The 22,854-nt window shown below is 36.1% G+C and carries 22 protein-coding genes; 5 read left to right on the top strand and 17 right to left on the bottom strand.

What is annotated here, in order from left to right; translation table 11 throughout:
- Positions 1-5 precede the first annotated feature (5 nt).
- From EQM06_RS01000 to EQM06_RS00970, 8 genes are all read right to left on the bottom strand, one after another.
- A complete protein-coding gene (locus tag EQM06_RS01000) occupies positions 6-590 on the bottom strand; it encodes a D-sedoheptulose-7-phosphate isomerase (protein ID WP_128744569.1) in 585 nt (194 codons plus the stop codon).
- A gap of 4 nt (positions 591-594) precedes the next feature.
- Positions 595-1,905 (bottom strand): HAD-IIIA family hydrolase, encoded by a 1,311-nt coding sequence (locus EQM06_RS00995; RefSeq protein ID WP_128744568.1) that lies wholly within the window; start codon positions 1,903-1,905, stop codon positions 595-597.
- Positions 1,893-2,834: an NAD-dependent epimerase/dehydratase family protein gene (locus EQM06_RS00990; RefSeq protein WP_128744567.1), complete on the bottom strand. Its 942-nt coding sequence runs from the start codon at positions 2,832-2,834 to the stop codon at positions 1,893-1,895. The genes EQM06_RS00995 and EQM06_RS00990 overlap by 13 nt, the downstream gene beginning before the upstream one ends.
- A 1-nt stretch (position 2,835) precedes the next feature.
- Positions 2,836-3,828 (bottom strand): GHMP family kinase ATP-binding protein, encoded by a 993-nt coding sequence (locus EQM06_RS00985; RefSeq protein WP_128744566.1) that lies wholly within the window; start codon positions 3,826-3,828, stop codon positions 2,836-2,838.
- A complete protein-coding gene (locus EQM06_RS00980) occupies positions 3,815-4,855 on the bottom strand; it encodes a glycosyltransferase (protein ID WP_128744565.1) in 1,041 nt (346 codons plus the stop codon). Before EQM06_RS00980 ends, EQM06_RS00985 begins: the two co-directional genes overlap by 14 nt.
- Before the next feature lie 101 nt (positions 4,856-4,956).
- Entirely contained in the window at positions 4,957-5,112 is a 156-nt protein-coding gene (locus EQM06_RS12825; RefSeq protein ID WP_164914302.1) for a hypothetical protein, read from the bottom strand.
- 28 nt (positions 5,113-5,140) lie between these two features.
- Entirely contained in the window at positions 5,141-6,409 is a 1,269-nt protein-coding gene (locus EQM06_RS00975) for a hypothetical protein (protein ID WP_128744564.1), read from the bottom strand.
- 172 nt (positions 6,410-6,581) lie between these two features.
- Entirely contained in the window at positions 6,582-7,775 is a 1,194-nt protein-coding gene (locus tag EQM06_RS00970; RefSeq protein ID WP_128744563.1) for a glycosyltransferase family 4 protein, read from the bottom strand.
- Between the two features lie 345 nt (positions 7,776-8,120).
- Between EQM06_RS00970 and EQM06_RS00965 the strand changes: the two genes are divergently transcribed.
- The 5 genes from EQM06_RS00965 (at position 8,121) to EQM06_RS00945 (ending at position 13,019) form a co-directional block, all read left to right on the top strand.
- Positions 8,121-9,470, top strand: coding sequence for a TolC family protein (locus tag EQM06_RS00965; RefSeq protein WP_128744562.1), 1,350 nt, complete (start codon positions 8,121-8,123; stop codon positions 9,468-9,470).
- 153 nt (positions 9,471-9,623) lie between these two features.
- A complete protein-coding gene (locus EQM06_RS00960) occupies positions 9,624-11,624 on the top strand; it encodes an O-antigen ligase family protein (protein WP_128744561.1) in 2,001 nt (666 codons plus the stop codon).
- Between the two features lie 152 nt (positions 11,625-11,776).
- On the top strand, positions 11,777-12,169 hold the full coding sequence (locus EQM06_RS00955) for a type II toxin-antitoxin system RelE/ParE family toxin (RefSeq protein WP_128744560.1): 393 nt from the start codon (positions 11,777-11,779) through the stop codon (positions 12,167-12,169).
- Positions 12,170-12,172: 3 nt separating this feature from the next.
- Positions 12,173-12,562, top strand: coding sequence for a helix-turn-helix domain-containing protein (locus EQM06_RS00950; protein WP_128744559.1), 390 nt, complete (start codon positions 12,173-12,175; stop codon positions 12,560-12,562).
- A gap of 1 nt (position 12,563) precedes the next feature.
- On the top strand, positions 12,564-13,019 hold the full coding sequence (locus EQM06_RS00945; protein WP_128744558.1) for a protein-export chaperone SecB: 456 nt from the start codon (positions 12,564-12,566) through the stop codon (positions 13,017-13,019).
- A 68-nt stretch (positions 13,020-13,087) separates the two neighbouring features.
- On the opposite strand, the gene EQM06_RS00940 is transcribed toward EQM06_RS00945, so the two are convergent.
- The 9 genes from EQM06_RS00940 to murJ form a co-directional block, all read right to left on the bottom strand.
- Complete coding sequence (locus EQM06_RS00940) at positions 13,088-14,263, bottom strand: LegC family aminotransferase (protein ID WP_128744557.1); 1,176 nt, start codon at positions 14,261-14,263, stop codon at positions 13,088-13,090.
- Between the two features lie 2 nt (positions 14,264-14,265).
- Positions 14,266-14,916: an acetyltransferase gene (locus EQM06_RS00935; RefSeq protein WP_164914300.1), complete on the bottom strand. Its 651-nt coding sequence runs from the start codon at positions 14,914-14,916 to the stop codon at positions 14,266-14,268.
- 17 nt (positions 14,917-14,933) lie between these two features.
- Complete coding sequence (locus tag EQM06_RS00930) at positions 14,934-15,539, bottom strand: sugar transferase (RefSeq protein ID WP_128744555.1); 606 nt, start codon at positions 15,537-15,539, stop codon at positions 14,934-14,936.
- A gap of 2 nt (positions 15,540-15,541) precedes the next feature.
- Entirely contained in the window at positions 15,542-16,648 is a 1,107-nt protein-coding gene (locus tag EQM06_RS00925) for a glycosyltransferase family 4 protein (RefSeq protein WP_128744554.1), read from the bottom strand.
- The gene (locus EQM06_RS00920; RefSeq protein WP_128744553.1) at positions 16,648-17,652 is read right to left on the bottom strand and encodes an NAD-dependent epimerase; all 1,005 of its coding nucleotides are present in this window, start codon (positions 17,650-17,652) and stop codon (positions 16,648-16,650) included. The genes EQM06_RS00925 and EQM06_RS00920 overlap by 1 nt, the downstream gene beginning before the upstream one ends.
- Position 17,653: 1 nt before the next feature.
- A complete protein-coding gene (locus EQM06_RS00915; RefSeq protein ID WP_128744552.1) occupies positions 17,654-18,970 on the bottom strand; it encodes a nucleotide sugar dehydrogenase in 1,317 nt (438 codons plus the stop codon).
- 10 nt (positions 18,971-18,980) lie between these two features.
- The gene (locus EQM06_RS00910) at positions 18,981-20,018 is read right to left on the bottom strand and encodes a polysaccharide deacetylase family protein (protein WP_205666569.1); all 1,038 of its coding nucleotides are present in this window, start codon (positions 20,016-20,018) and stop codon (positions 18,981-18,983) included.
- Positions 19,987-21,189 (bottom strand): glycosyltransferase, encoded by a 1,203-nt coding sequence (locus tag EQM06_RS00905; protein WP_128744550.1) that lies wholly within the window; start codon positions 21,187-21,189, stop codon positions 19,987-19,989. The genes EQM06_RS00910 and EQM06_RS00905 overlap by 32 nt, the downstream gene beginning before the upstream one ends.
- A 77-nt stretch (positions 21,190-21,266) precedes the next feature.
- Positions 21,267-22,775 carry a murein biosynthesis integral membrane protein MurJ gene (gene murJ / locus EQM06_RS00900; protein ID WP_128744549.1) on the bottom strand — a complete coding sequence of 503 codons (1,509 nt, stop codon included), beginning with the start codon at positions 22,773-22,775 and terminating at the stop codon, positions 21,267-21,269.
- Between the last annotated feature and the right edge of the window lie 79 nt (positions 22,776-22,854).

Below are 22,854 nucleotides of genomic sequence, written 5' to 3'. Positions count from 1 at the left end.
GACCTTTAACTCAAATGTTCTCTTCCACATAAATATTTATAAAATACGCTCATCATCAAATGGTCAAAAATCATATGTACATCTTCTGTTATCTGCATGCTGTCGATTGGAACATGCAGATAACAGTCGCTCATTTCCTTTAATCTTCCACCATTATACCCAGTAACACCAATGACCTTATTCCCACAGGACTTGGCGTATTCCACAGCCTTTATCACGTTTTTTGAATTACCGCTTCCTGAGATAGCCATTATCAAGTCTCCCGGCTCAAGTTGCCCGTCCAACTGAAAACGGAATATATCATCGTATCCAATATCATTGGCGATGGCCATCATTGTCGCAACATTATCATTCAAGCAATGAAATCGAAACTTCGTTTCGATCCATTCAGATACACCCTTGTTGAAATCATTCTGCATGTGGGAAGCTGTGGCCGCACTGCCTCCATTGCCAAATACATAAATTCGTTTCTTATTTCGTCTCGTCTTCTCCAACAGATTAAGTACCGTATTTATTGCATCAACATCTATTTTTTGAAGAACTTCAATTTCACACGCAATATAATCTTTAATATCTTGTTTAAAATCCATTTCGCTATTGTTCCTCCCTTATTCTCCGAACTGCATCCAAAAGGTCAGTGCAAGTCATATCTGGAAGAGTATTTTCGTATTTCCCATCTTTTCCCGCCTCACCAGTTTGCACCAATACAGTTCTCATTCCTGCATTTTTTCCAGTTTGTATGTCTGTAGTTGTATCTCCTACAAACCAAGATTGCGACAAGTCTATATTATATTTCTCTACGCACTCTTGAATCATCCCAATATTAGGTTTCCGACAAGAACAAGGAACCTTATAGATTGGATTTTCCTCTGGGTATCCCTTATCTGGATGGTGTGGGCAAAATTTAATATCATCTAAGAACGCTCCTTCTTTTCCCAGCAAAGTCTCCAACTTTTTGTGAATGTTCTCTACATCTTGCAGCTGGCACAGACCTCGTGCTACTACAGGCTGGTTGGTAATTACAATGGCTAGATAACCCGAACGATTAATTTTTCTTATAGCTTCTATAGTGAAATGGTATAATTCAAAGTCATCTTGTTTCCAAATAAGTCCCTTATATTTATTAATCGTCCCATCCCGATCAAGAAAAATGGCTTTTTGCTCGTTTTTTAGATTGCGAGCTGCCGCAAATCCGTTATTAATTTCTTTTTCGGCAATCCCAATACGTTCTGGTGTTCCTACATCCTTAACGTATTCCGGCGAACAATATGCGACAAGAGCTTCCTTTTTCTGTGCCATGAAAAAAAGTAAGTCCTTTTCTAAGTCTGTTTTGACGGGTTTTTTTATACGTTCACAAAAAGATCGTTCCAGCAAATAGACACCTGCATTTACAAGATTATCATACCAGTATCCAATACGATCATTATTCTTTGAATCGAATTCAATCACCTTGTCATTCGTATCTGTCACAATGAGATCTGAATCAAAAGGGTGGGAATTAGGATGCGCAAATAACGTAACTACTGCCTTTTTATCCTGATGAAACCGTAGCATTCGTGCCATATCGATATCAAAAATTATATCACCAAAAATCAGAAAAAAGGCTCCTTCCTCCAATAAACTCCGTACATAATATAAAGCTCCTGCACTTCCTAGAGGGGTGGTTTCATGAAAATATCTCAGATTAACACCAAATTTGCTGCCATCCCCAAAATACTTCTTAATTTTCTCCCCCAGATGGCCGATAACTAAAATGATATCTGTAATGCCATTATTCTTTAACTGCTCAATCTGCCACTCCAGTATGGGTCGTTTCGCGATCTGCGCCATGGGCTTCGGGACTTGATCTTTCGTTAAGGCTACAAGACGCGTACCCTTGCCTCCAGCCATAATCACAGCTTGCATGAAAGTACCTGCTCAACAGTTCTCATTACCGCTTCATCAGAAGTCATGCTAGCCTTCCATCCTGCTAAATGAATTTTTAAAAGATTATATTGAAATTGAGGTACGTCACCTTTCCATCCACCTCGTCCGCCAGTATACTCAAAGGGGATTCCTGCCAGTCCCATTTTTTGGGTTACAATTTCCGCAATACGTGTAACGGAGGTAGCCGTATCAACACCTACATTGTATAGAGTCACACCTTTTGGCACATTCATGAAGCGTATAATTGCTTCTACCAAATCATGAACGTGCAGGTACGGTTTTGTTTGATTTCCATCACCAAGAATTCGAAGATGGCTTGGTTCAGCCCTTAACCGATTGATAAAGTCAAATATTACCCCATGTGTTAGTCTAGGTCCTATAACGTTAGGAAAACGAAAAACCAGTGCTTCCATATCATTCATATAAGCAAATGCCGAAATCATTGCTTCACTCCCAAGCTTTGCACCGCCATAATACGAAATAGGGGTTAATCTCGCATCTTCTTCGCTTGCATTTCCTTCCACCTCACCGTATACAGCTGATGTAGACGAAAAAAATAGTTTTTTTGCTCCTGTCCTTCTCATGCATTCCAACACGTTAAAAGTGGTTGAATACGTATTTTTATACTCCACAAGAGGCTCTAGTGCACTTGCTTGAATGTCTGAATTAGCTGCCAGATGAAAAACATAATCTGGCTTTTCTCGTTCAAAAACTTTACGTAAGGATTCTAGTTCATTGGCATCAACTTCGTAGAATTTAAAAGCTGGATGATCCCTTAAATGTGCAATATTTTCTTTTGTCCCAATATAAAAATTGTCTACACATACAACTAATTCCCCTTTTGCCAGTAATGCGTCACATAGATGACTTCCAATAAAACCTGCTCCGCCTAAAATAAGTGATTTCATTTTATTCCCAATCCTTTTCTCCAACATATATAACTTTAGTGCCACCGCTCTCGGTAGCAAAAGGAAGCTCAACCAATTTATGAAGCGCTGACCGCAGTCGCTTTTGCTTATTATGCTCACAATATAAAAGTAAAAATCCGCCACCGCCAGCACCCAGCAATTTACCTCCTAATGCCCCATTTTCACGAGCCAATTTATAATACTGATCAATTTCAGGGCTTGTGATGCCCCCTGCCAGTTGTCGTTTTAGTTCCCATCCTTCGTGTAAAATCTCACCAAACCTCTTCAAGTTTCCTTTTGTCAGTGCTTCCCTAATCTCATATGCCTGCTCTGTCATTTTTACTAAACAATCAAATTTTTTCCTATCAGTAACAACATTTTTATTCTGCTCTTTTAAAATATTTCCTGCCGAATGTGTTACTCCAGTATAAAATAACAGAAGCTCATCGTTAAGCTGATTTTTTATATTTCCATCAACCATTACTGGTTCAACATCAACCGAGCCATCGGTGAGAAAACGAATAAATTTAATGCCTCCAATTGCCGTGCCATATTGATCCTGCTTTCCTATAGGTTCACCTAACTCCTCTATTTCTACTTCACAAGCCCGACGTGCAATCTTTTCTTGTGAATAATATTTACCAGAAAAAGCATTCAAGGCATTTATAAGACCGACAGTATAGGCACTGGATGAAGAAAGACCTGTTCCTGCCGGAATATCTGCCGTGCTTGTGACTTCAACACCAGAGATATCATAATTCATCAATAGTTGCCTCGCTATTGGATGTTGAATGTATCGAACATCATGCACAGTTTCAGTTAAAGAATATTTAATACTTGTTTCCATCCGATTAAACGAGGGATGAATGGTTACATACATATATTTATTTATAGAAGTTGAAAGTACACATCCTTCATGTCTTGTATAAAAAGATGGCAGATCACTTCCTCCTCCTGCAAAACTTACCCGAAAAGGTGTCCTAGTGATTATCATCTAAATACTCTCCCCTCTGTTTTTTCCCAGATCCTCTTTTTATGAATCTCCTAAAAAGCTTTAATCGATGAAGTATTTCAGCAAACATTGAAAGAGGTACTATATGAAGAATCCTTTTTACAAGGTGAGCGGTTAAATCTGAGCCAACAAGAAGAATTTCCAAGGTTTCTTTATATAATAACCGCGCTTTTCTTATTTCTTCTTTCGGAACCTCTTTAATAATTGCAATGTTAAGAATATATTCAAACTGATATTGACCTATCAAAATTTGCGAATACATAAACGAAGATTTTTCCAGCATACGGATACTATTGCACAGAAACTCCAAAGTATCTCGCAATTGTTTATAAGAAGGACAATCCATAAGAGAATCCCCTTTTCCTATGCTATAGTAATAAAACGGGCAGTGCACAAATACCATTTTGGGGCGTGCTATAAGAACCTTCGTTGTATAATCAATATCTTCACTGAATTTACCTTCGACAAATCGAATATTATTTTGCTGCAAAAATTCCCTGCTGTAAATGTACCTCCATACATTCCAAAAACAATGCTTTTTTTGAAGCATTGTTGATAGATATCCTATACCGTATTGGGGTTCCGTGTTCCGACCAATTTGATAAACATTTTCTATTTTATCACTTTTACCACTACTTACTGCAATACGTCTAAAGTCTGTGGCAATTAAATCCATATCATTCCATGTTGCCCTTAAAGTTTCTAACAGTTTCCTGAAAAGCTCACTATCTACATAGTCGTCACCGTCTATGTAGACAATATATTTCCCCATTGCTACATCCAATGCACAATTTCGAGCATTAGAAAGCCCCTTTCCATTTTGCCCCACAAGTTTGATATTCGAAAAAGTAGATTGATATTCATCACAAATTTCATTGCTTTTATCAACAGAAGCACCTGTAACTAAGATGATTTCACAGTCATCAAAACATGCTTCCAGTACACTGTCCAGGCACCTTTTGATATATTTCTCGATATTTAAAACTGGTATAATGATGCTGAGAAACATGCTAAACCTTTCTATTGTCGACAATATGGGCTACTACAATCAAAAATAAACTAGGATTAGTATATCACACAAAATGAGATATCGTCTATCATTAATTGATCTTAGTCCCTTTTTCTACGTTCTTCTTCAACATTTTTCTTATTCTTTTCGCAACTTTTCTGCTGATTATTTCCTTTTTCCTGATTCTCTTCTTCAACCTCTATCCCAAGTAATTTCCATATTTGAGAATCAGGATTTCCTATTACATTAGTTCCCATTTTTAGCCTCCGTATTTTTTACCTAATATTATAATAGTTTACCTTCTCCAAAAATAATACCGTTAAACACCCGATTTAGATATTCTGTCCAGGCATTCAGGCGATTTTGACCCGGTGATGCATCTAACAGACCGTCCACTTCAAAGTATTTTAATATCATCAGCGCTGTTATACGCTCCAATATATCAAGCTTGTTGTTTTCATAAGAGAATTGTGGGGTTTGACCTGCATGAACAAAGTTGTTGCGATCCTTATATAATTCATCTATTATCGTTGCTAATTCAAATGCGGCAATGCCATCTACGCTTACAAGCTTTGGAATAACCGCAGCAAGCCGAAGTCTCTTTTCTTGCTGTCCCTCTGTAATTAGTGATTCTAAAGCGGTAATAAAAAGTAGTAAGGCAAGTGAATCGTCATGCCGTATCCGGCGTTGAACAATCCCTCGAGAATACAATACAAACAAATTCATAAATTTATAGGATAGATCATCCTTATCATTATTTAATGCAAAAGCATTGAACAGATTATCAAAGATCTTCTGATACTTTTCTTCTCCCATAAAATCTAAATCTAACTTACATTGCAGATGAGCATTCCATTGATAGCTATGCCCACATCTCCAGCCATCCTTTGATAATATGGCTACATGCTTGTTTTCCTCTTCCCATATATCTGCTGTCCTAAAAATACTTGATTTCATACCAAATGCAGAATGAATTAAAAAAAGAAAATGAACGGAGTGCTGAGCTAATTGATATGCTGACAGCCTAATATTTTCAGTTTGATTTTCAGCCTCAATAATCATGATATTCGATTTTAAAAAGTCTTTAGAACGGCTCTTTTTCGTATGTTCTAAGAAACTTGCAGCTTCTGTCTCATCTATAGATGTAATATCAGATATTTGTTTAATCATATCCGCTTCACTTTTTTCTGTAAGCATATGAAATCTTGAAAAGGAAATATCGCTCTTTAGCCCCGACCCCTGTAATGGAAATATTAGGTAGTGCATTTCCTTATTAATATCAAAATTCTTACTAATATGTTCAATAATATCATCAAGCTGTTTCTCCGTTATGTCACTGGGCAATCCACTTAAACCTTCTAAATGCCAAACAATGGAGGATACAAAAATATCATTACAATAGAACTTATGCCCTTTTAATATTGGATATAGTAGTTCAAGGAAGTTTACAAATGGTTTATCCTCAAAGTCCGGTTCCTTCCTTCCCGTCCTGAAATAAAATTGCAGCAGCTCTTTATACCTTGCAATAATTCTCTTTTTTTGTTGAGCATCCATCTATATTCACCTCAAATCTGTTGTGCATCATCCTTTAAAATCATTTTATTCCAACACTGATTTGACGCATTCTAACACATCAAATCAAGTGTTAAATCAGTGTTAGAAAACATTAAATATCCTGGGTAACAGAGTCGGCATATACTCTGTTTTCTTTTTCGCCCCAATATATTTACAACCCATCATATACAGCCAACACCTCATCCATTACCTTTTTCAGCCCATATTTTTCTGCCTTTGAGATATTATTTTGCGACATTAAAATAGAATCCTTCTGCTCCATATGAATGATCTTCATTATTGCATTAACGAATCCCTGCTGATCATTAAATTCATATAGATAACCGTTTATCCCCTTTTCCACCAGGTCCTGATGCCCTTTTACATCTGTCGCCACAACCGGCAGCCCCATGGCCATCGCTTCCATAATATTAAATGGTAGGCCCTCACTCCTGCTGGCGGATACACATATGTCGGACAGGTAGTAAAAATATTCCAGCTTTTTTACATGCCCCAGGAACAATACTCTGGAATCCGTCTCAGTGATTCCCTCATCTGACAAGGTTTCAGATTGCCATAAGGTTTCCGCCAATTGCTTGCATTCTTCCAGCATCTCGCCTTTCCCCGCTAAAATCAATTTCACATTGGATGGCAGTTTTGCCATGGCTTCTATCAGCATTTTTTGATTCTTTCGTTTGGAAAACTCTGCGGCGTAAATGAGCAGGATGTCCTCTGTTTTAATACCCAGTTTGTCTCGTTCGTGCTGTATCCTTTGTTTCATTTGCTCCCCATTTCCCTGCTTCCGGCACACCTTTTCTTCAACGGCGGCCCTGGAAAAATGGTCTATATCAATACCGAATCCGGGGATTTGAACTAACTTGTCCTTATATAAATGGTATTTCTCCGCAATTTGATAATCTTGATCATTCATAACTGCCACTATATTTGTAACCGGTTTTGTAAGCTTTTCTGCCCACAAAAGAAGGCTTCGCTTAAGGCGCGGTGTACGTTCATCAAATAAATATCCGTGCACCGTGTTTATGACGGTCGGTTTTGGGCCGTGTGTAAGCATTACCGCAACTCTTACAAAAAAGGCGGCTAAGGAAGTATGCACGCTTATGACGTCATACCGCTCTTCCTTTATTAACTTCATCAGCTGAAAGGTACAGCTTATATTTTTAATAGAAAACATACTTTTTTCAAAGGGAATGTTAATCTTTTTAGTGTCCCTTGGCTCTGTACCGTCGGAAGCTCCCGCACCTGCCGCATGTACTTCAAACCCCATTTGCTGCAGCCTTTTTATATATGGTATATGAAAACTAAGTATGTGCCCATAACTGGAAGCAACATAAAGTAATTTTTTCATGCTTTTGTCCTTTTTCTCAAATCTGATTGTTTAATCAACAGTTTTATTATCTGCTCTTCATTGTATTATGTTTTAATGCATTCATCAAGCTTGTTATACAAACTTTGCATGTAAAATAGAGGGCAAACTAATTCTTAATAAAGATTTAATATCTAATTCCACATCTTCTGCTATAATGTGTATTGACACGATTGTGCAAAGGGGCGTAGAATGAATCTCAGCCAATGGGCTGATTCGATTGAATGAAGTCAAAAATCAGACTAAACTTGCAATATTTTGCTCATTTTATCCATATAAAATGAAGCGAATACATATCAATCAAATGATAAGGAGGAAAATAAAAAAATGAAAAAGCAATTATTTACAGCTTTACTCGCTTCTGCATTGATAGTTACTTCTATTCCAGTAGCATCTATTGCAGCAGCGACTACGGCAAATACAGGGACTACGGTAGCCAACAGCCAAACGGCTGCAAGTAGTACCATTACCACTACAGGATCAGGGATTTCAACTACAGGTTCGGCAATAACAACGACTAACAGTGCTGTAACTACTACCGGTGCGGCTGTGACCACCAACGCAGCAGTAACGACCACAAATGCGGCTGTTTCCACTACCGACTCTGCGATTACAACAAATTCTGCTATTAATGCAGAAGCACAGTCCCCTACCGTTACAGCTCCAATTAGCCTTTCTTTGGATGGCGCTTATAAAAAGATGCTGGCAGACAGTCCACAGGCGACCTTTGCACAGTATACACAAGAAGATCAACTTTCAAAAGCGAAGGGCTACAGTGAAAAAATATCTCAAATCAACAAGCTTGATTTAGACACGGCCAGCAAACCGCTGTTGCAGGAGAGTAAAAAATTTATAAATGAACAGGCTCCTCGAAATTATGAGGCGGCTATCAATAAGCTAAAGTCTCAGACCTATGAAATGTATTATACGTATAAATATACCGAAGCTCAGGTTCAGGTTGCTAAAGATAATTTGACCAGAGCTCAGGCCATTTACAGCAGCACCATGCTGAAATACAAGCTGGGTACCGTATCAAAGCTTGATACTTTAAATGCAGAAACCTCTTTAAATACAGCAAAAGACAATTATACTTTAGCAGTCAATGGCTTTGAACAGATAAAAATGAACTTTAACTTATTTATGGGTTATAATATTCACCAAAAAGTAACCTTGACTGATAGTCTAACTGCTCTGGCTTTCCCGACAAAATCAGTGGATGATGCCATTAAAGAGGCTCTGGTCAACAGAAATGAAATACACGGAGCGAATTACAGTGCTACGATGGCGGCTTACCTGTTAAACGATGTAAAGGCTTACCCAAGCACTTCAGCAACGTATCGTTCCGCCAGAACTGCGCTTCTGACCGCGCAGGAATCTGCTGAACTGGCTCCCGGTCAAGTGGAAGTTGATGTGCGCACAAAATATATGGATATGAAGCAAAAGTATGAAGCGGTAACATCTGGAAAGGTCTCTTATGAAAATTCAAAAGAAGCCTCCAGATTAGGTCAGCTCCAATATGACAGCGGTGTGATCACAGTAACAGATCTATCCGGAATTAATCTCAACACATTTAATGTACAGCAAGCATATTACAAAGCAATTTTAGATTATAATATCGCTGTTAATGCGTATAACCTTGCTTCTGGTATCGGGATTGAAGGTATATCCATTCAATAGTCCGACTTGAAGCAATAAAAAGTTCATCATACTTAACGCCAGACTGAAAATCTGGCGTTTTTATGTGCAAAGGTAAATTTGCAATTTACCAATTTCTGATGTACAATATAGTGGCTTATAAGTTAAAAAATTATATATTTGGGGGATTTATAAATGGCAAATAAAAATAAACAGGGGAGTAAGGCTGCTGAATCAAAACACGCTACTAAACCGCAACTCTCTAAGAAAACGGATGCCACAGGCAGAAAATCGGATTACCTGTTTTCTATGAGTATGGCACCAAGAATTGATGAGGAAATGCATTGGTTCCAAACGTTACCTGCTGCATTTTTCACAGCTTTCGTTATTATGCTTGTGAGAATGCATCAATATCATCGTCCAATGAACCAGTTTTTCTGGACAAACTCCGGTAACAACTTAACCGAATTCTTTAGCTATTATAAAATGGTAGCCATCGTGATTTGTGCCGTATTGGCGCTGGTATTTATACTGTATAGGGTTTTTACACAATCATTTTTTATAAAACGCACGCTGTATTATATTCCTATGCTGGTATATTCCATATTTGTGCTGATTTCATACGTAATGTCTGACTATAAGGAATTTGCTCTGTGGGGTTGGAATGATCGGTTTGAAGGCACGGTAACATTACTGGCCTATATGGTCATGCTGTTTTTTATCATGAATACAATCAATAATGAAAAGAATATTAAATGGATTGTATATCCCGCAGCTGTATCCAGCCTGTTACTGAGCCTCTTAGGTCTTTCGCAGGCTCTTGGCCATGACTTTTTTCAAACGACCTTCGGTAAAAAATTGATTACCTCCAGCCAGTTCTGGGATCAGCTGGACTCGTTAACCTTTACATTCACTCATAGAGAAATTTACCAAACAGTTTATAATATAAATTATGTTTCCTTTTATTTAACCTTATTAATTCCACTTTTTGGCTTGTTATTTATTCATTCTGTCGTAAAGGAAAAAGAGGAGCCACTCTGGAAGAAGATATTATGGGGTGTACTATTTGGGTTAAATATGTACAATTTGATCGGATCGAAATCCTCCGGAGGATTCCTGGGAATGGCCGTGGTTGTTTTGGTCGCACTTATTTTACTAAACAAAACTATTATTAAATGGTGGAAGCCTCTTGCCATTCTTCTGGTCATAACAGTTCTCGTGGGAGGCGTTACTTATGAACGTTGGGTTCCGGAGCTTACCGGAGCCGCTCGAAGCGTACTCGGCATAAATAATAGTAAAACTCAAGAAGTACCAGGTAAGCCGGACAGTACTGATACTGCTCAAACAGAATCCGCTTCAAAGGGACATATTGATTATCTGGAAACAAAAGGTAATAAGATTATGATGAGCTACAACGGAAATCCGATTACTTTTACAACTTATCCTGAAAATCCGCTTGCAGTAAAGCTTACGGACAAAGATGGAAAAGCCCTTGATATTGCTCCACTTGAAGGAACAAATTTTTATACGATTGCCGATGACAGATATCGTTCATTTGCAATCGGGCCCGCACAAGATACTGCAGGAATCAACTACTTTATCGTCAAGGTGGATGGATCCGAATGGGACTTCGCTATGCTGAGAGGACAAGATATACAGTATAGAAATACTTTAGGTAAGTTTGTTCCACTTAAGAAAGTAGAAAGCTTTGGCTGGGAAAAGAATCAAGGTTTCGGATCGGGACGTGGTTATATCTGGTCCAGGACACTGCCTATGATGAAAAGCACCGCACTCATTGGTCACGGTGCAGACACGTACTGCATTTATTTCCCTAATGACGACTACATCGGCAAATATAATGCGAACTGGGATAATATAAACCTTATCGTGGATAAACCTCATAACATGTATATGGGTGCATGGATTGGCACCGGCGGCATTTCTGTATTAGCTCTGCTTGCTTTGTGGATTATATACATTCTCCAAAGCATTAAGGTTTTCTGGAAGAGAAATTTAAACAGCTTTACCGAATATACCGGCGTGGGAATTTTCCTTGGTATCTGTGGTTTCCTCGTATCCGCCCTTGTGGATGATTCCACAGTATCGGTTATGCCGATGTTCTACGGATTGCTCGGAACAGGTATTGCTATTAACATCATGCTGCAAAGACAAAATACTGAGCATAAGGCTCATTAACAATAAGCAATCAAATAAAATAGCGCATTTAAAAACCGAAAAGTTTATTATTAAAATTGACTTTTCGGTTTTTTTATGTTGCAAATATTCCTTATAAGTAATATCATGTATATATATTATTACTTATAGCTATAATAATAGGAGAAAATAATGTGAATGTACTTTCGGGTCCAAAGGAATGGAATACTTTAAAACGACCTAATATCTATTTTCATGACGAAGCATACAAAGAATTAAATGAATTAATGATGCAAAGCAGCTGCAGTAAAAAGATCTATGCCCTATTAGAAACAAGAATTGAGCAGCTTGAACAACTTAAAGCAAATGTTTTTATGATCAAAGAATTTGAAAAATTAAAAAATGCCAATGGATTATGTGCTATGCACATTAAGGTTAAAGATGCTAATATCCGGGTATTATTTTCAATGACTAAAAATAATGACTATATGCTGCATGCTTTTTATAAGAAATCAGGTAAGAAAGCGACAGATTATGCAAAGCATATCTCTATTGCGCTGGCTAGACAAAATGAAATGGAGGAATGAAAAATGGAAAAGAAAACATGGAATGCTAATGAGGTATTAGATGCTTTGTCTTCTAATCTCACAAAGGCGGAAGTTATAGCCGCAAGGTTAATCGCTAAAATTTCAGTCTCAATAACTAGAAAAAGGATTGAATTAGGTATGAATCAAAAACAATTTGCGGAATATATGAAAGTTACTCAAGGAATGATATCAAAATGGGAAAATGGCAATTGCAATTTTACGATTGAAAAATTAGCAGAAATTTGTGAACAGCTGGATTTGGAATTAGATATAAAGATTCAAGATGTAAAAAAGCAGTATTTAGATACTTTCCAAGATATCGAAAATACTAACGAAATCAAATGTGTTAAATATAAAAATTTTGGAGAGAAATTATGGGGAGACATTGCATAACATGGAAACAAATAAATTAAAGGCAGATTTTCAATTATTGGGAACTACTATTATTTTCCTTCAAGTTAGCAATAATTTTGTACACATTGAAAATCTACAAGAATTAGAAAAAAAGTTCAATGTTGAATATGAAATACTAAACATTACAACAGATGCAGATAATCATTTTGCCAAAATTCAAATTCACATTAATGTGCAAATTGATAGTGCCGAGTCAGAAACCATGGAAGTCGAATTGATTCTTGAAGGGGCTTTCATCGCAACATCTGAAATGCCAGTTGAAGTATTTAAAGAATTTGTTAATTTAAATGGATGTGCTACTCTATATTCAATAGCAAGATCCATCATCATCAGCATTACAAGTCAAACTTGTTCGGGCGGTCAAATCATACTTCCAATGATAAACTTATCCAAATTAGAAGAAAAAAATCCAGATGACAATGACAGTAAAAACTAATTGTCATAAGCAAGCAACATTCTCCAGTAAGTGTTAATGGGTTCACTTATTTAACGCTTACTGGAATATCATCTATTCTTAATCCTATCACACACATACTTCACGTCTTCAACGCTCAAACTCGTTGAGCAAGGCACATTCAGTATATGGTCAGCGTAATCTACTGCTTTTTCAATTTCATAGCTCTGAGAGCCTATATATGGGTCTAACGTACATATTAGTTTCCAGACAGGCCTGCATTGAATCCCGTTTTCAAGCAATCTATACATAAGTTCATCTCGGCCCTCACCAAATCGTTCATTGTCGATATACAAAGAATAGAACCAATGGTTTGATCGAATGTCTTGCTTAAATGGCAGAAGTTGAATTCCCTCTGCATTTTTTAATTCTTCCTTATATTTGTTATGATTCATCACCTTAGTTTCAATAAATTGCTCTAATTTGTCCATCTGGCTGACTCCTAAAGCCGCTTGCAGATTTAACATTCTATAATTGTATCCTACTTCTCCATGAATAAAAAACAAGGCTTCTTCCGGACTCGTCCCTTTAGCTGTTATGGTCAGGTACCTCGCCTGATCCAAATATTGCTGATTTTGGGATACAATCATACCGCCGCCGCCGGTAGTGATTATCTTATTGGCATTAAACGAATATACACCCATATCGGCAATCGTCCCAGAAAACTTTCCTTTATATCTGCCCTCTTTAAAATAGCTCCCTAAGGCTTCTGTGGCATCTTCCAACACCTTTAATCCGAACTGATGGGCTACATCCATGATTTTTTCCATATTTGCCAGATTTCCAAATATGTGTACTACTACCACTGCCTTAACGGCTCTTCCGGTTTTCTTATTGATGAGCTTTGTCCCATCAAAGCTGCATTCCTCTTGGCAAAACCTTTCAAGCTTATCCGCATCCATGCACAGGGAGTCATCACAGTCCATAAAAACAGGTTCTGCCCCAAGATATTTCACAGGGTTTACTGCTGCTATAAAGGTCAAAGCAGGTACAATAACCTCATCACCGGATTTTACACCCAGAATTCTTAGAGCGACATGCAGTCCGGCAGTGCCGCTCTGAGCCGAAACGGCATCATCAATCCCCACATATTTAGCTACCTTTTGCTCAAATTCAGCTATAAATCTTCCCCCGGTGGATACCCATCCGGTTTCAATGCATTCCCGCAAATTGTCTACGATTTCTATATCTAAATTAGGTACACTTAATGGTATTTGCTTCTCCATAATTATCTATTCTTCCTTTTTACAATTTTAGCCGGTACCCCTACCGCAGTGCAATCAGATGGCATATCAGATATTACAGCTGCTCCGGCACCAATTTTTGAAAAGTCTCCAATCTTAACACTCGGGCATATGGAAGCATGACTGCCTAAAAAGACACCCTTGCCAAGTTCTGCAAACCCTGTGATATCACAAAACGGACTAATCGTACAATAAGATGAAATTTTCGAATCGTGTCCACAGTTGGAATGGCAATTCACAAAAATAAAATCCTCTAAACAAACATCCGTTGTTAAACACGCATTAGGGCAAATCACATTGCCCACACCTAATTTGCATCTTCTACCCACTCGAGCCAACGGATGAATGATATTGATAAAAAGCGCCCCACGATCCATAAAATCCTTGCAAATTGCACTTTTTATGTTTGGATCACCAATCGCACAAATATATACATTTTCATTCGATATGATATGATCTTTAATGTTCTCTATAACCTCAAATTCCTGATTATATTGCTGCAAACACGCTAAATTATCATCTATAAAACCTTTTACTTCCCAGTCTATTTGAGGATTAGCCTCTTTCATATCTAACGCATACTCCAAAACTTCTCGGCCAAATCCGCCCGCACCAATTATAATAAGCTTTTTCACATATTCACCCTCTTTGGTTATTTCTTGGTTCCCATAAATTCTTGCATAGTCGCTTCTCCAGTCGAATTTATTCCTTCATGTTTAAAAACCTTTAAAAATGTTAAGACAAAAATCTTTAAATCCAACCAAAGATTCCAGTGATCCACATACCAGACATCCAGTTTAAATTTTTCCTCCCAGTTGATAGCATTTCTGCCATTTACTTGAGCCCATCCAGTCAAACCGGGTTTTACTTCATGCCTTCTGGCCTGCTCCTCGGTATATCGATCTAAATAACGCACCAAAAGCGGTCTTGGTCCGACAAAACTCATATCCCCTTTTAAAATATTAAATAGCTCCGGCAATTCATCCAGGCTAGTCTTTCTAAGTAATTTTCCAAAAGAAGTCAATCGTATCTCATCTGAAAGCAATTGACCAGCTTCATCGCGTTCTTCTGTCATACTTCTGAACTTATACATTGTAAAAACCTTCCCATGTATTCCCGGTCTTGCCTGTTTAAAAATCGCAGGTGATCCCAATTTTAACTTGCATAGTAAAAATAACAGAAAGAAAACTGGAGATAATATAATGAGTAAAACCAAAGAACAACATATATCTAATATTCGCTTAGCAACACTTTTCATCTCTATTTCCCCTGCTGGCTTAACATATTTTGAATTACATTTATATAGCTTGTGACAACTAATTTCCTATCAAACTCCTTAATCATTTTTTCTCTACCTGCATCTCCCATCTTTTTTCTGGATTCAGGTGCCAATAGTAGAAAACTTTTAATAGATTCAATTAAGCTCTGTGCATCTCTGGGTTCACATAAAAAACCAGTCACTCCCTCGTCAACAGCCTCCTTACAACCGTGAATATTCGAAGTTATTAAAGGCAATCCAAAAGCGGCACCTTCTAAAAGTACATTAGACATACCCTCATGATATGATGGCAACACTATGCAATCCGCCTCTTCCATCTCAATTCGAGTATCCAAAGAAACTCCAAGATAGCTAACACTTCCTTCGCTTACGAGGTCATTGATTTGATTTTTTAATATCTCTTCATCATAAAAACCAAGTATTTGAAAGTTTACAAAATTATAAGTTGGTTTCAAGACCCGAGCAGCCTCAAGATATTCTCTGATGCCCTTATCCTTCATAATTCGTGAAATATATAATATATTTATCCCATCATGTTTACACCTTTTAGGGCGAAACTTCTCCGTATTTACCCCTGAACCATTTACTCTTAAAGCCTTCCCTGCCTCTATTAATTTATTATTAATAAAAAAATTTTTGTTTTCTTCATTTTGAAAGAAGATATAACTAGCGCCTTTCAGACCATATTTATATAATATTTTAATAAAGTTCGTTTTTTTCCCTTGACCTTGCATCGAAGTTCCTAAACCCGTAATTGTTGCAATACACGGAATCCTTAGAACTTTAGCTACTAAACCGGCGTAGATATTCGGTTTTATTGTGTATGTAAGAATTACCTGAGGTTTCACCATCTTAAACAATTTTCTATAGTTACACATTAATATAAAGTCTTCTTTTATATTCATTCCTCTGCGGTTCATATCTATTTGGTGATAAATAGCACCACAGTCTATTAAAAGTGGTACCTTTTCTCCATAAGGAACGGTAAAATGAACCTCATACCCCAGAGAAATTAATTCTTCTATCAATTCTATTCTAAATAAATATAAACCACCATCGTTATTTCCTATTAATAATATTCGTTTCATTATTTATAATATTCCTTATACCAATCTATAAATTTAGAAATTCCTTCTTCCACGCTGGTTTCTGGTTTAAATCCTACGTCTCTCATCAAATCATCTACCTGAGCATAAGTTGCCGGAACATCTCCTGCTTGTAATGGGAGATATTCTTTTATAGCTTTTCGACCCAAACATTTTTCTATGACTTCAATATAATGTTCAAGTTCTACTGGATTATTGTTACCGATATTGTAAATTTTATATGGTGCTACAGTACTACTTCCAGTATCTCCTCTTTCGTCTGCATCTAGCATTTTCTTCGGAATATGTTTCATTACCCGGAAAACTCCCTCAACAATGTCGTCAATATAAGTAAAATCTCTTATCATTTTTCCATAATTAAACACCTTAATAGGCTGATTTTGATCAATAGCTTTTGTAAACAAAAATAATGCCATATCTGGTCTTCCCCAAGGGCCATAGACCGTAAAGAATCGCAATCCTGTACACGGAATGTCAAATAAATGACTATAAGTATGAGCCATTAACTCATTTGATTTTTTAGTGGCTGCATATAAGCTTATTGGATGATCAACATTATCAGAGGTAGAAAAAGGTAAACTTTTATTTCCTCCATAAACAGAACTTGATGAAGCAAAAACTAAATGCTTAACTGTAAAATTCCTGCAACATTCTAGAATATTTAAAAATCCAACTATATTCGAATCTATATATGCTCTAGGATTGTCCAAGCTGTATCGAACACCTGCCTGTGCTGCCAGATTGACAACATAATCTGGTTTTTCCTGTTGAAATATATATTCTAATAATTCTTTATTTTCCAGTGTGCCTCTTACAAAAACAAATTTGTCCTTTTGCTCTAAAACTTTCAATCTATCTTTTTTTAAATTTACATCATAATAATCATTTAAGTTGTCATACCCTATTACATCATATCCTTCTGAAATAAGCCTTAAAGATAAATTAAATCCAATAAATCCTGCTGCACCGCTTACAAATACTTTCATATTACAATCTCCAATATATAAAATCTTTTTCTATTTGTTTTTTATTCAAAACGCCTTTTACATCAATTAAAACATTTTTCCCTTGCCCTTTTATATATAAGCTTTGCAACTCGTCCAAACTCATTTGCAAGTACTTGGTATGAGCTACTGCTATAATGACTGCATTGGCTTTAATATTAGCTAAATCCTTCTCCATAACCATTTTAACTTTATATTCCTTATATACATCTTTCGGGTCAGCCCAATCATCTGTCGGAATCACTTCAATCCCGAACTCCTCTAATTCCTTGATTATATCAAATACTTTAGAATTTCTCACGTCTGGACAATTTTCCTTGAAAGTCAGCCCTAGAATTGCTACTTTTGCATGTTTTATTGGTATATCAGCTTCTATTAATTTTTTAACAGTCTTTTCTGCAATCAATTTTCCCATATTATCATTAATTTTTCTACCAGATAAAATCACCTCGGGAAAATATCCCAGTCTCTGAGCTTTATATGTCAAATAATATGGATCTACCCCAATGCAATGTCCTCCAACCAGCCCCGGTGTAAAGTTCAAAAAATTCCATTTAGTTCCGGCTGCTTCGAGAACTTCCTTTGTGTCAATGCCCATTTTATCAAAAATAAGAGCTAGTTCATTCATAAAAGCTATATTAATATCTCTCTGAGAGTTCTCTATTACCTTAGCTGATTCAGCTACTTTAATACTGGAAGCTTTATACACTCCGGCTTCCACCACGATGCTATAAGTATCAGCTATAATTTCCAACGTCTCTTCATCCATACCTGATACTATTTTTATAATATTTTTTAATCGATGTTTTTTGTCACCAGGGTTTATTCTTTCCGGCGAATATCCAACCTTAAAGTCTTTTCCGCAAATTAATCCGGACTCTTTTTCCAATATTGGAACACAAATTTCTTCCGTCACTCCGGGATAAACAGTCGACTCATAAACAACTATGCTGCCTGATTTCAAATGTTGTCCCAATATTTTACTGGCATCTTCAACGGGTTGCAAATTAGGTGTATGGTCATCATTAACTGGAGTAGGTACCGCAACAATATGAAATCTACTAGTCTCTAGCGCTACCGGATCACTTGTAAAAATTATATTTTGAGTATTTCTTATTTGTTCATTTCCCACTTCTTTTGTGGGATCCATTCCTCTTTTATATAGACTCACCTTTTCCCTATTAATGTCAAAAGCAATGGTCTGCACCTCTTTCTGTGCAAAGGCCACAGCAATAGGTAGACCTACATAACCCAGCCCAATTAAAGATATTTTATTTACTCTTGTAAAACTTTTTTGCATCTTAATGTCCTCATAAAATAATTAGTTTAAAAATAATTCCAGTTATTATACATAAAACAACCAAGCCAGTTAAATATAATTTAAAATACTTTTTACTATTTCTTGCCATATGCATAAATCTGATAAAATTGTACCATAAAAATCTTACTTTTTTCCTTATACTCTGCTCATATGGGTCATACAGAAAATCTACATTGTTCTGCCTTAGTAAATCATCAAAAGTTAAATCTTCTAACTTGCCAAATTCATACTCCATATTTTCAAGTTCCTTGATCCAATCATTTAATTTATCAATATTTTTATGATCTGGTCGAATTTTATTACTAAAAAAATACCTTTTAAACAAATCCCAAACATGCATAGTTATCACAATATTCTTATTATCTAAGTGCTCTATAACATCGAACAATTCTTGTTTACAGGTTTGTGCCACATCCAAACCTAAAATTTTTTTAAATTTACCTAGGTGGAAACCAACATAAGAAGTATTGGGCAACAACAGATGTCCTTTGTAGCACATGATATTATTGGTGGGAAACTCTTTATCTTGTAATTTACACATTTTAGAGTTTCCATATGTATAAGATAAATCTATTACTTTGATTTTTTCTTCATTCAGGATATCATAAAAGGTATTATCTACCCCATATCTTCCCATGCGAAATACTAAAGTATCGTCTTTATTCATGCCCATCAAATTCAAATATTGGCTATATACTTCTTTAAAAATCTCTCGCTGTTCTTTTTTATCATATTGCCAAAAATAGCTCTTTGTCTCATCTCCACTGATATAGTTTGGATGTAAATGTAAATATACAGGTTGATTATATTCTTTTATTTTATTAATTATGTCATCTATATATTCTTTTCCATAACGATTCATTTCTGGTACATCAACAAAAAAATTAATAGGTATTTGTAACTTTTCGGCAACTTCTAAGATCTTCGCCAACCCATATTCTTCTTTCTTATATTTTCCCGTTATCCATCTATTTATATGTTCTATGTCATGGCATTCAACGTCCACTGTTAAAAATACTTTTTTCATCATTCCATCCCATTTGTTTTTTTACAAAAGTTTGTAGCGTATTTTTAAAAGACAACTCCTGTAATAATAAATCTATATTTCCCTTTCTGGATTCTATAGGCTCCATATTTTCAATGGCCGTAATTATATCGCTATCTAATTTTCCATTGGTTGTAAAACCTACTCCATATTTATCCGTAAGTGCCGCCTGGTCATAAATAAACTTACTGCAAATTATATACATCCCGCTCAGTAGGTATTCATAAAACTTATTTGGGAATGCCAGATTATTAGTTACAGTATTGTTTCTTAAGAGCATAGCAATATCTCCGGCACATAGTATATGCTGTACCTGTTCTGCTGTGAAACTTCTAATAATAATATCCTGCTCCCTGCTCTCATATTTTTTTATTGTATGAATATCTCCTGACATAATGAGTAACTTGCATTTTCTGCATATATTCCCCTTAATCTCTATATATAGCTGAATCATTTCATCTATAGATTGCCATGGCGATATTCCACCTGAATAAATAAACAAAATTTCTTCATCCGCTATATTTAACTCTTCTCTCCAAAACAAGCGATGTTTTTGAACTTCTTCCAGATCAATTTTCTCCTTGTTCCCACCACAGGGTATCACATAAATTAAGTTGGAGTCAATACTATACTTAGCAGCATACCGTTCCTTTAAAGCTTTGGAAACAACTAATACTCCTTTAGCAAACACAAGTATTTCTTTTTCTGAATTAGAAAAAATCGTATATCGTATATAATTTTTTAATTTAGAAAAGCATGTATCAGAAACATATTCTTTCAATTCCTCCAATGTTCCATGGATATCTAATATCGTTTTAACTCGTAATTTTTTTATATTTTGTATCAAATATCGAGGCATGTATCCCGATATTATAATTATATCCTCGTCGCTTATTTCTTTTGTTATCTCTCTAATTACTCTCTTTGTTTGTTTCTTTAATCCCCAGTAACTTTTAAAATAAAAGGCATGAAGCTTACTTCCATCTCCTAGACTTTCTTTAGGTCTATCCTTCCTCTTTATTGGTGACAACGAAAAATAATAAGTCTCCACCCCAAAGGTATTAAACAAGGCCTGACCCCTGTTCTTTATTAATCTTAACTCACCTGATGTATTAATAATATTTCTGGTTGTTATAAAAATTATTTTTTTCATTTCATTCACTAAACCTCTATTTTAGATATTCAATGCTCCAATATAAATGCAATTCCTATATTCAGGTAAATTCTCCTTTATACAATTTTTTTAATTAAATTTATTTCTTCTATTTTAAAAATTTTCAATAATATTCCATATATCAAGATAGCAAACAGAACCACCAGAGCCAGCCTTATCAATTCTGCATGAATACTCTCTAAAATCGACTTATATAATACATATGATAAAGATACGGATATTCCTGCTGAACCGAAAATCATACCTAGCTTTCCCTTTGAAGGGAATATTATAATATCACTGTATTTATATTTCATATAAAAAAATAACAGGCACATATTAAATCCAGAAGCTACACTGGAAGCCAAGGCTAATCCTTCGTGTTGCATAGGCCCTATCAATATTAAGTTTAATACAATATTAAATCCTACACTAACCATGCCCAAAATCATTGGAACTTTCATATTGTGCATGGAATAATATACCTTGGTTAAAAACTGATTCATGGCAACAAAGAGCAGTCCCATAGAATAGAAAAAAAAGGCCCCTACCGTCATAGCGGTAGCTCCGCTACCAAAAGCCCCTCGCTCGTAGACAATCTGAATAATTTGCCGACTATACAGCATTGCTCCCAACGAACAAGGAATCGCTATCATTACAACCAAATTGCATCCTACGCTGACCAACTTATTAAATCCCGTGTTATCATGAACGGCATAAGCTTGTGTCAATTTAGGATAAATCAAGGTAGAAATCACTGTAATTGTAACAATTATAATCATGTTGTCGATTAAATTGGCATAATTTAAAGCCGCAATGCTTCCTTCTCGTAAATGAGAAGCCAGTGTGCGGTCTATGAACTTACTGATAGAATCTACAGAGCTTCCTAAAAAAATTGGTAAAGCCAAGGAGAGCACCCCGCTTGCTTCCCCTTTTAATGAAAGGGTAGCTCTATGTCGGTATCCATTTTTTTTGGCTACGGCAGAGACACATAGAAAGCGCAGAACATTACCAATCAACATACCATAAGCAATGTAATAGTAAGAAGTATATGCGCTGATAACAATCACTATAGCACTGGAAAAACTTATAAAATATCCGCTGATAATCTGGGGGATAAAAATACCACGATACTGCAAATAAGGTTCAAAAATACCAGTTATTGAGGAAAAAATAATATAGGAAAAAATAACCTTTATATAATAGCTAGCTAATCTAGCCGTTTCACCGGTAAAACCCCCAGCGCACACCGCAATAATCTGATCTGAAAACACAATTCCAATGAGAGATAGGATAAGGGTCACACATAACAGAAGATTAATTGCTTGTGAAGTTAAAATTTCACCTTCTTCAGAACCTCTCTGTGCCACTACTTTGGAATATAAAGGCATATACGCCGATGTAATCGCCACAATCAATCCCCCAAACAACAGGTTCAGAATCGTATTAGACATCGCAAAGGCATCTACAATATAGCTGGTTCCAAAGTAATTCGCCATCACTAATTCTCTAATAAATCCAAGGAATTGTGAACCCAGTGTTAGTATTGACATCAAAATCGCTGTTCTTATTATATTTTCTTTCATTAAAGACCCCTTTTCTTTAATGCTACTTTGTTCTTTGTTTTTTATCAACTTTTAATATTATAACCTTATTTAGCAAAGG

The organism is Aminipila luticellarii, from assembly GCF_004103735.1.
GTDB classification, from domain to species: domain Bacteria; phylum Bacillota; class Clostridia; order Peptostreptococcales; family Anaerovoracaceae; genus Aminipila; species Aminipila luticellarii.
Note: the sequence above shows the minus strand (reverse complement) of the source record. Positions and strands in the feature narration are given on the sequence as shown.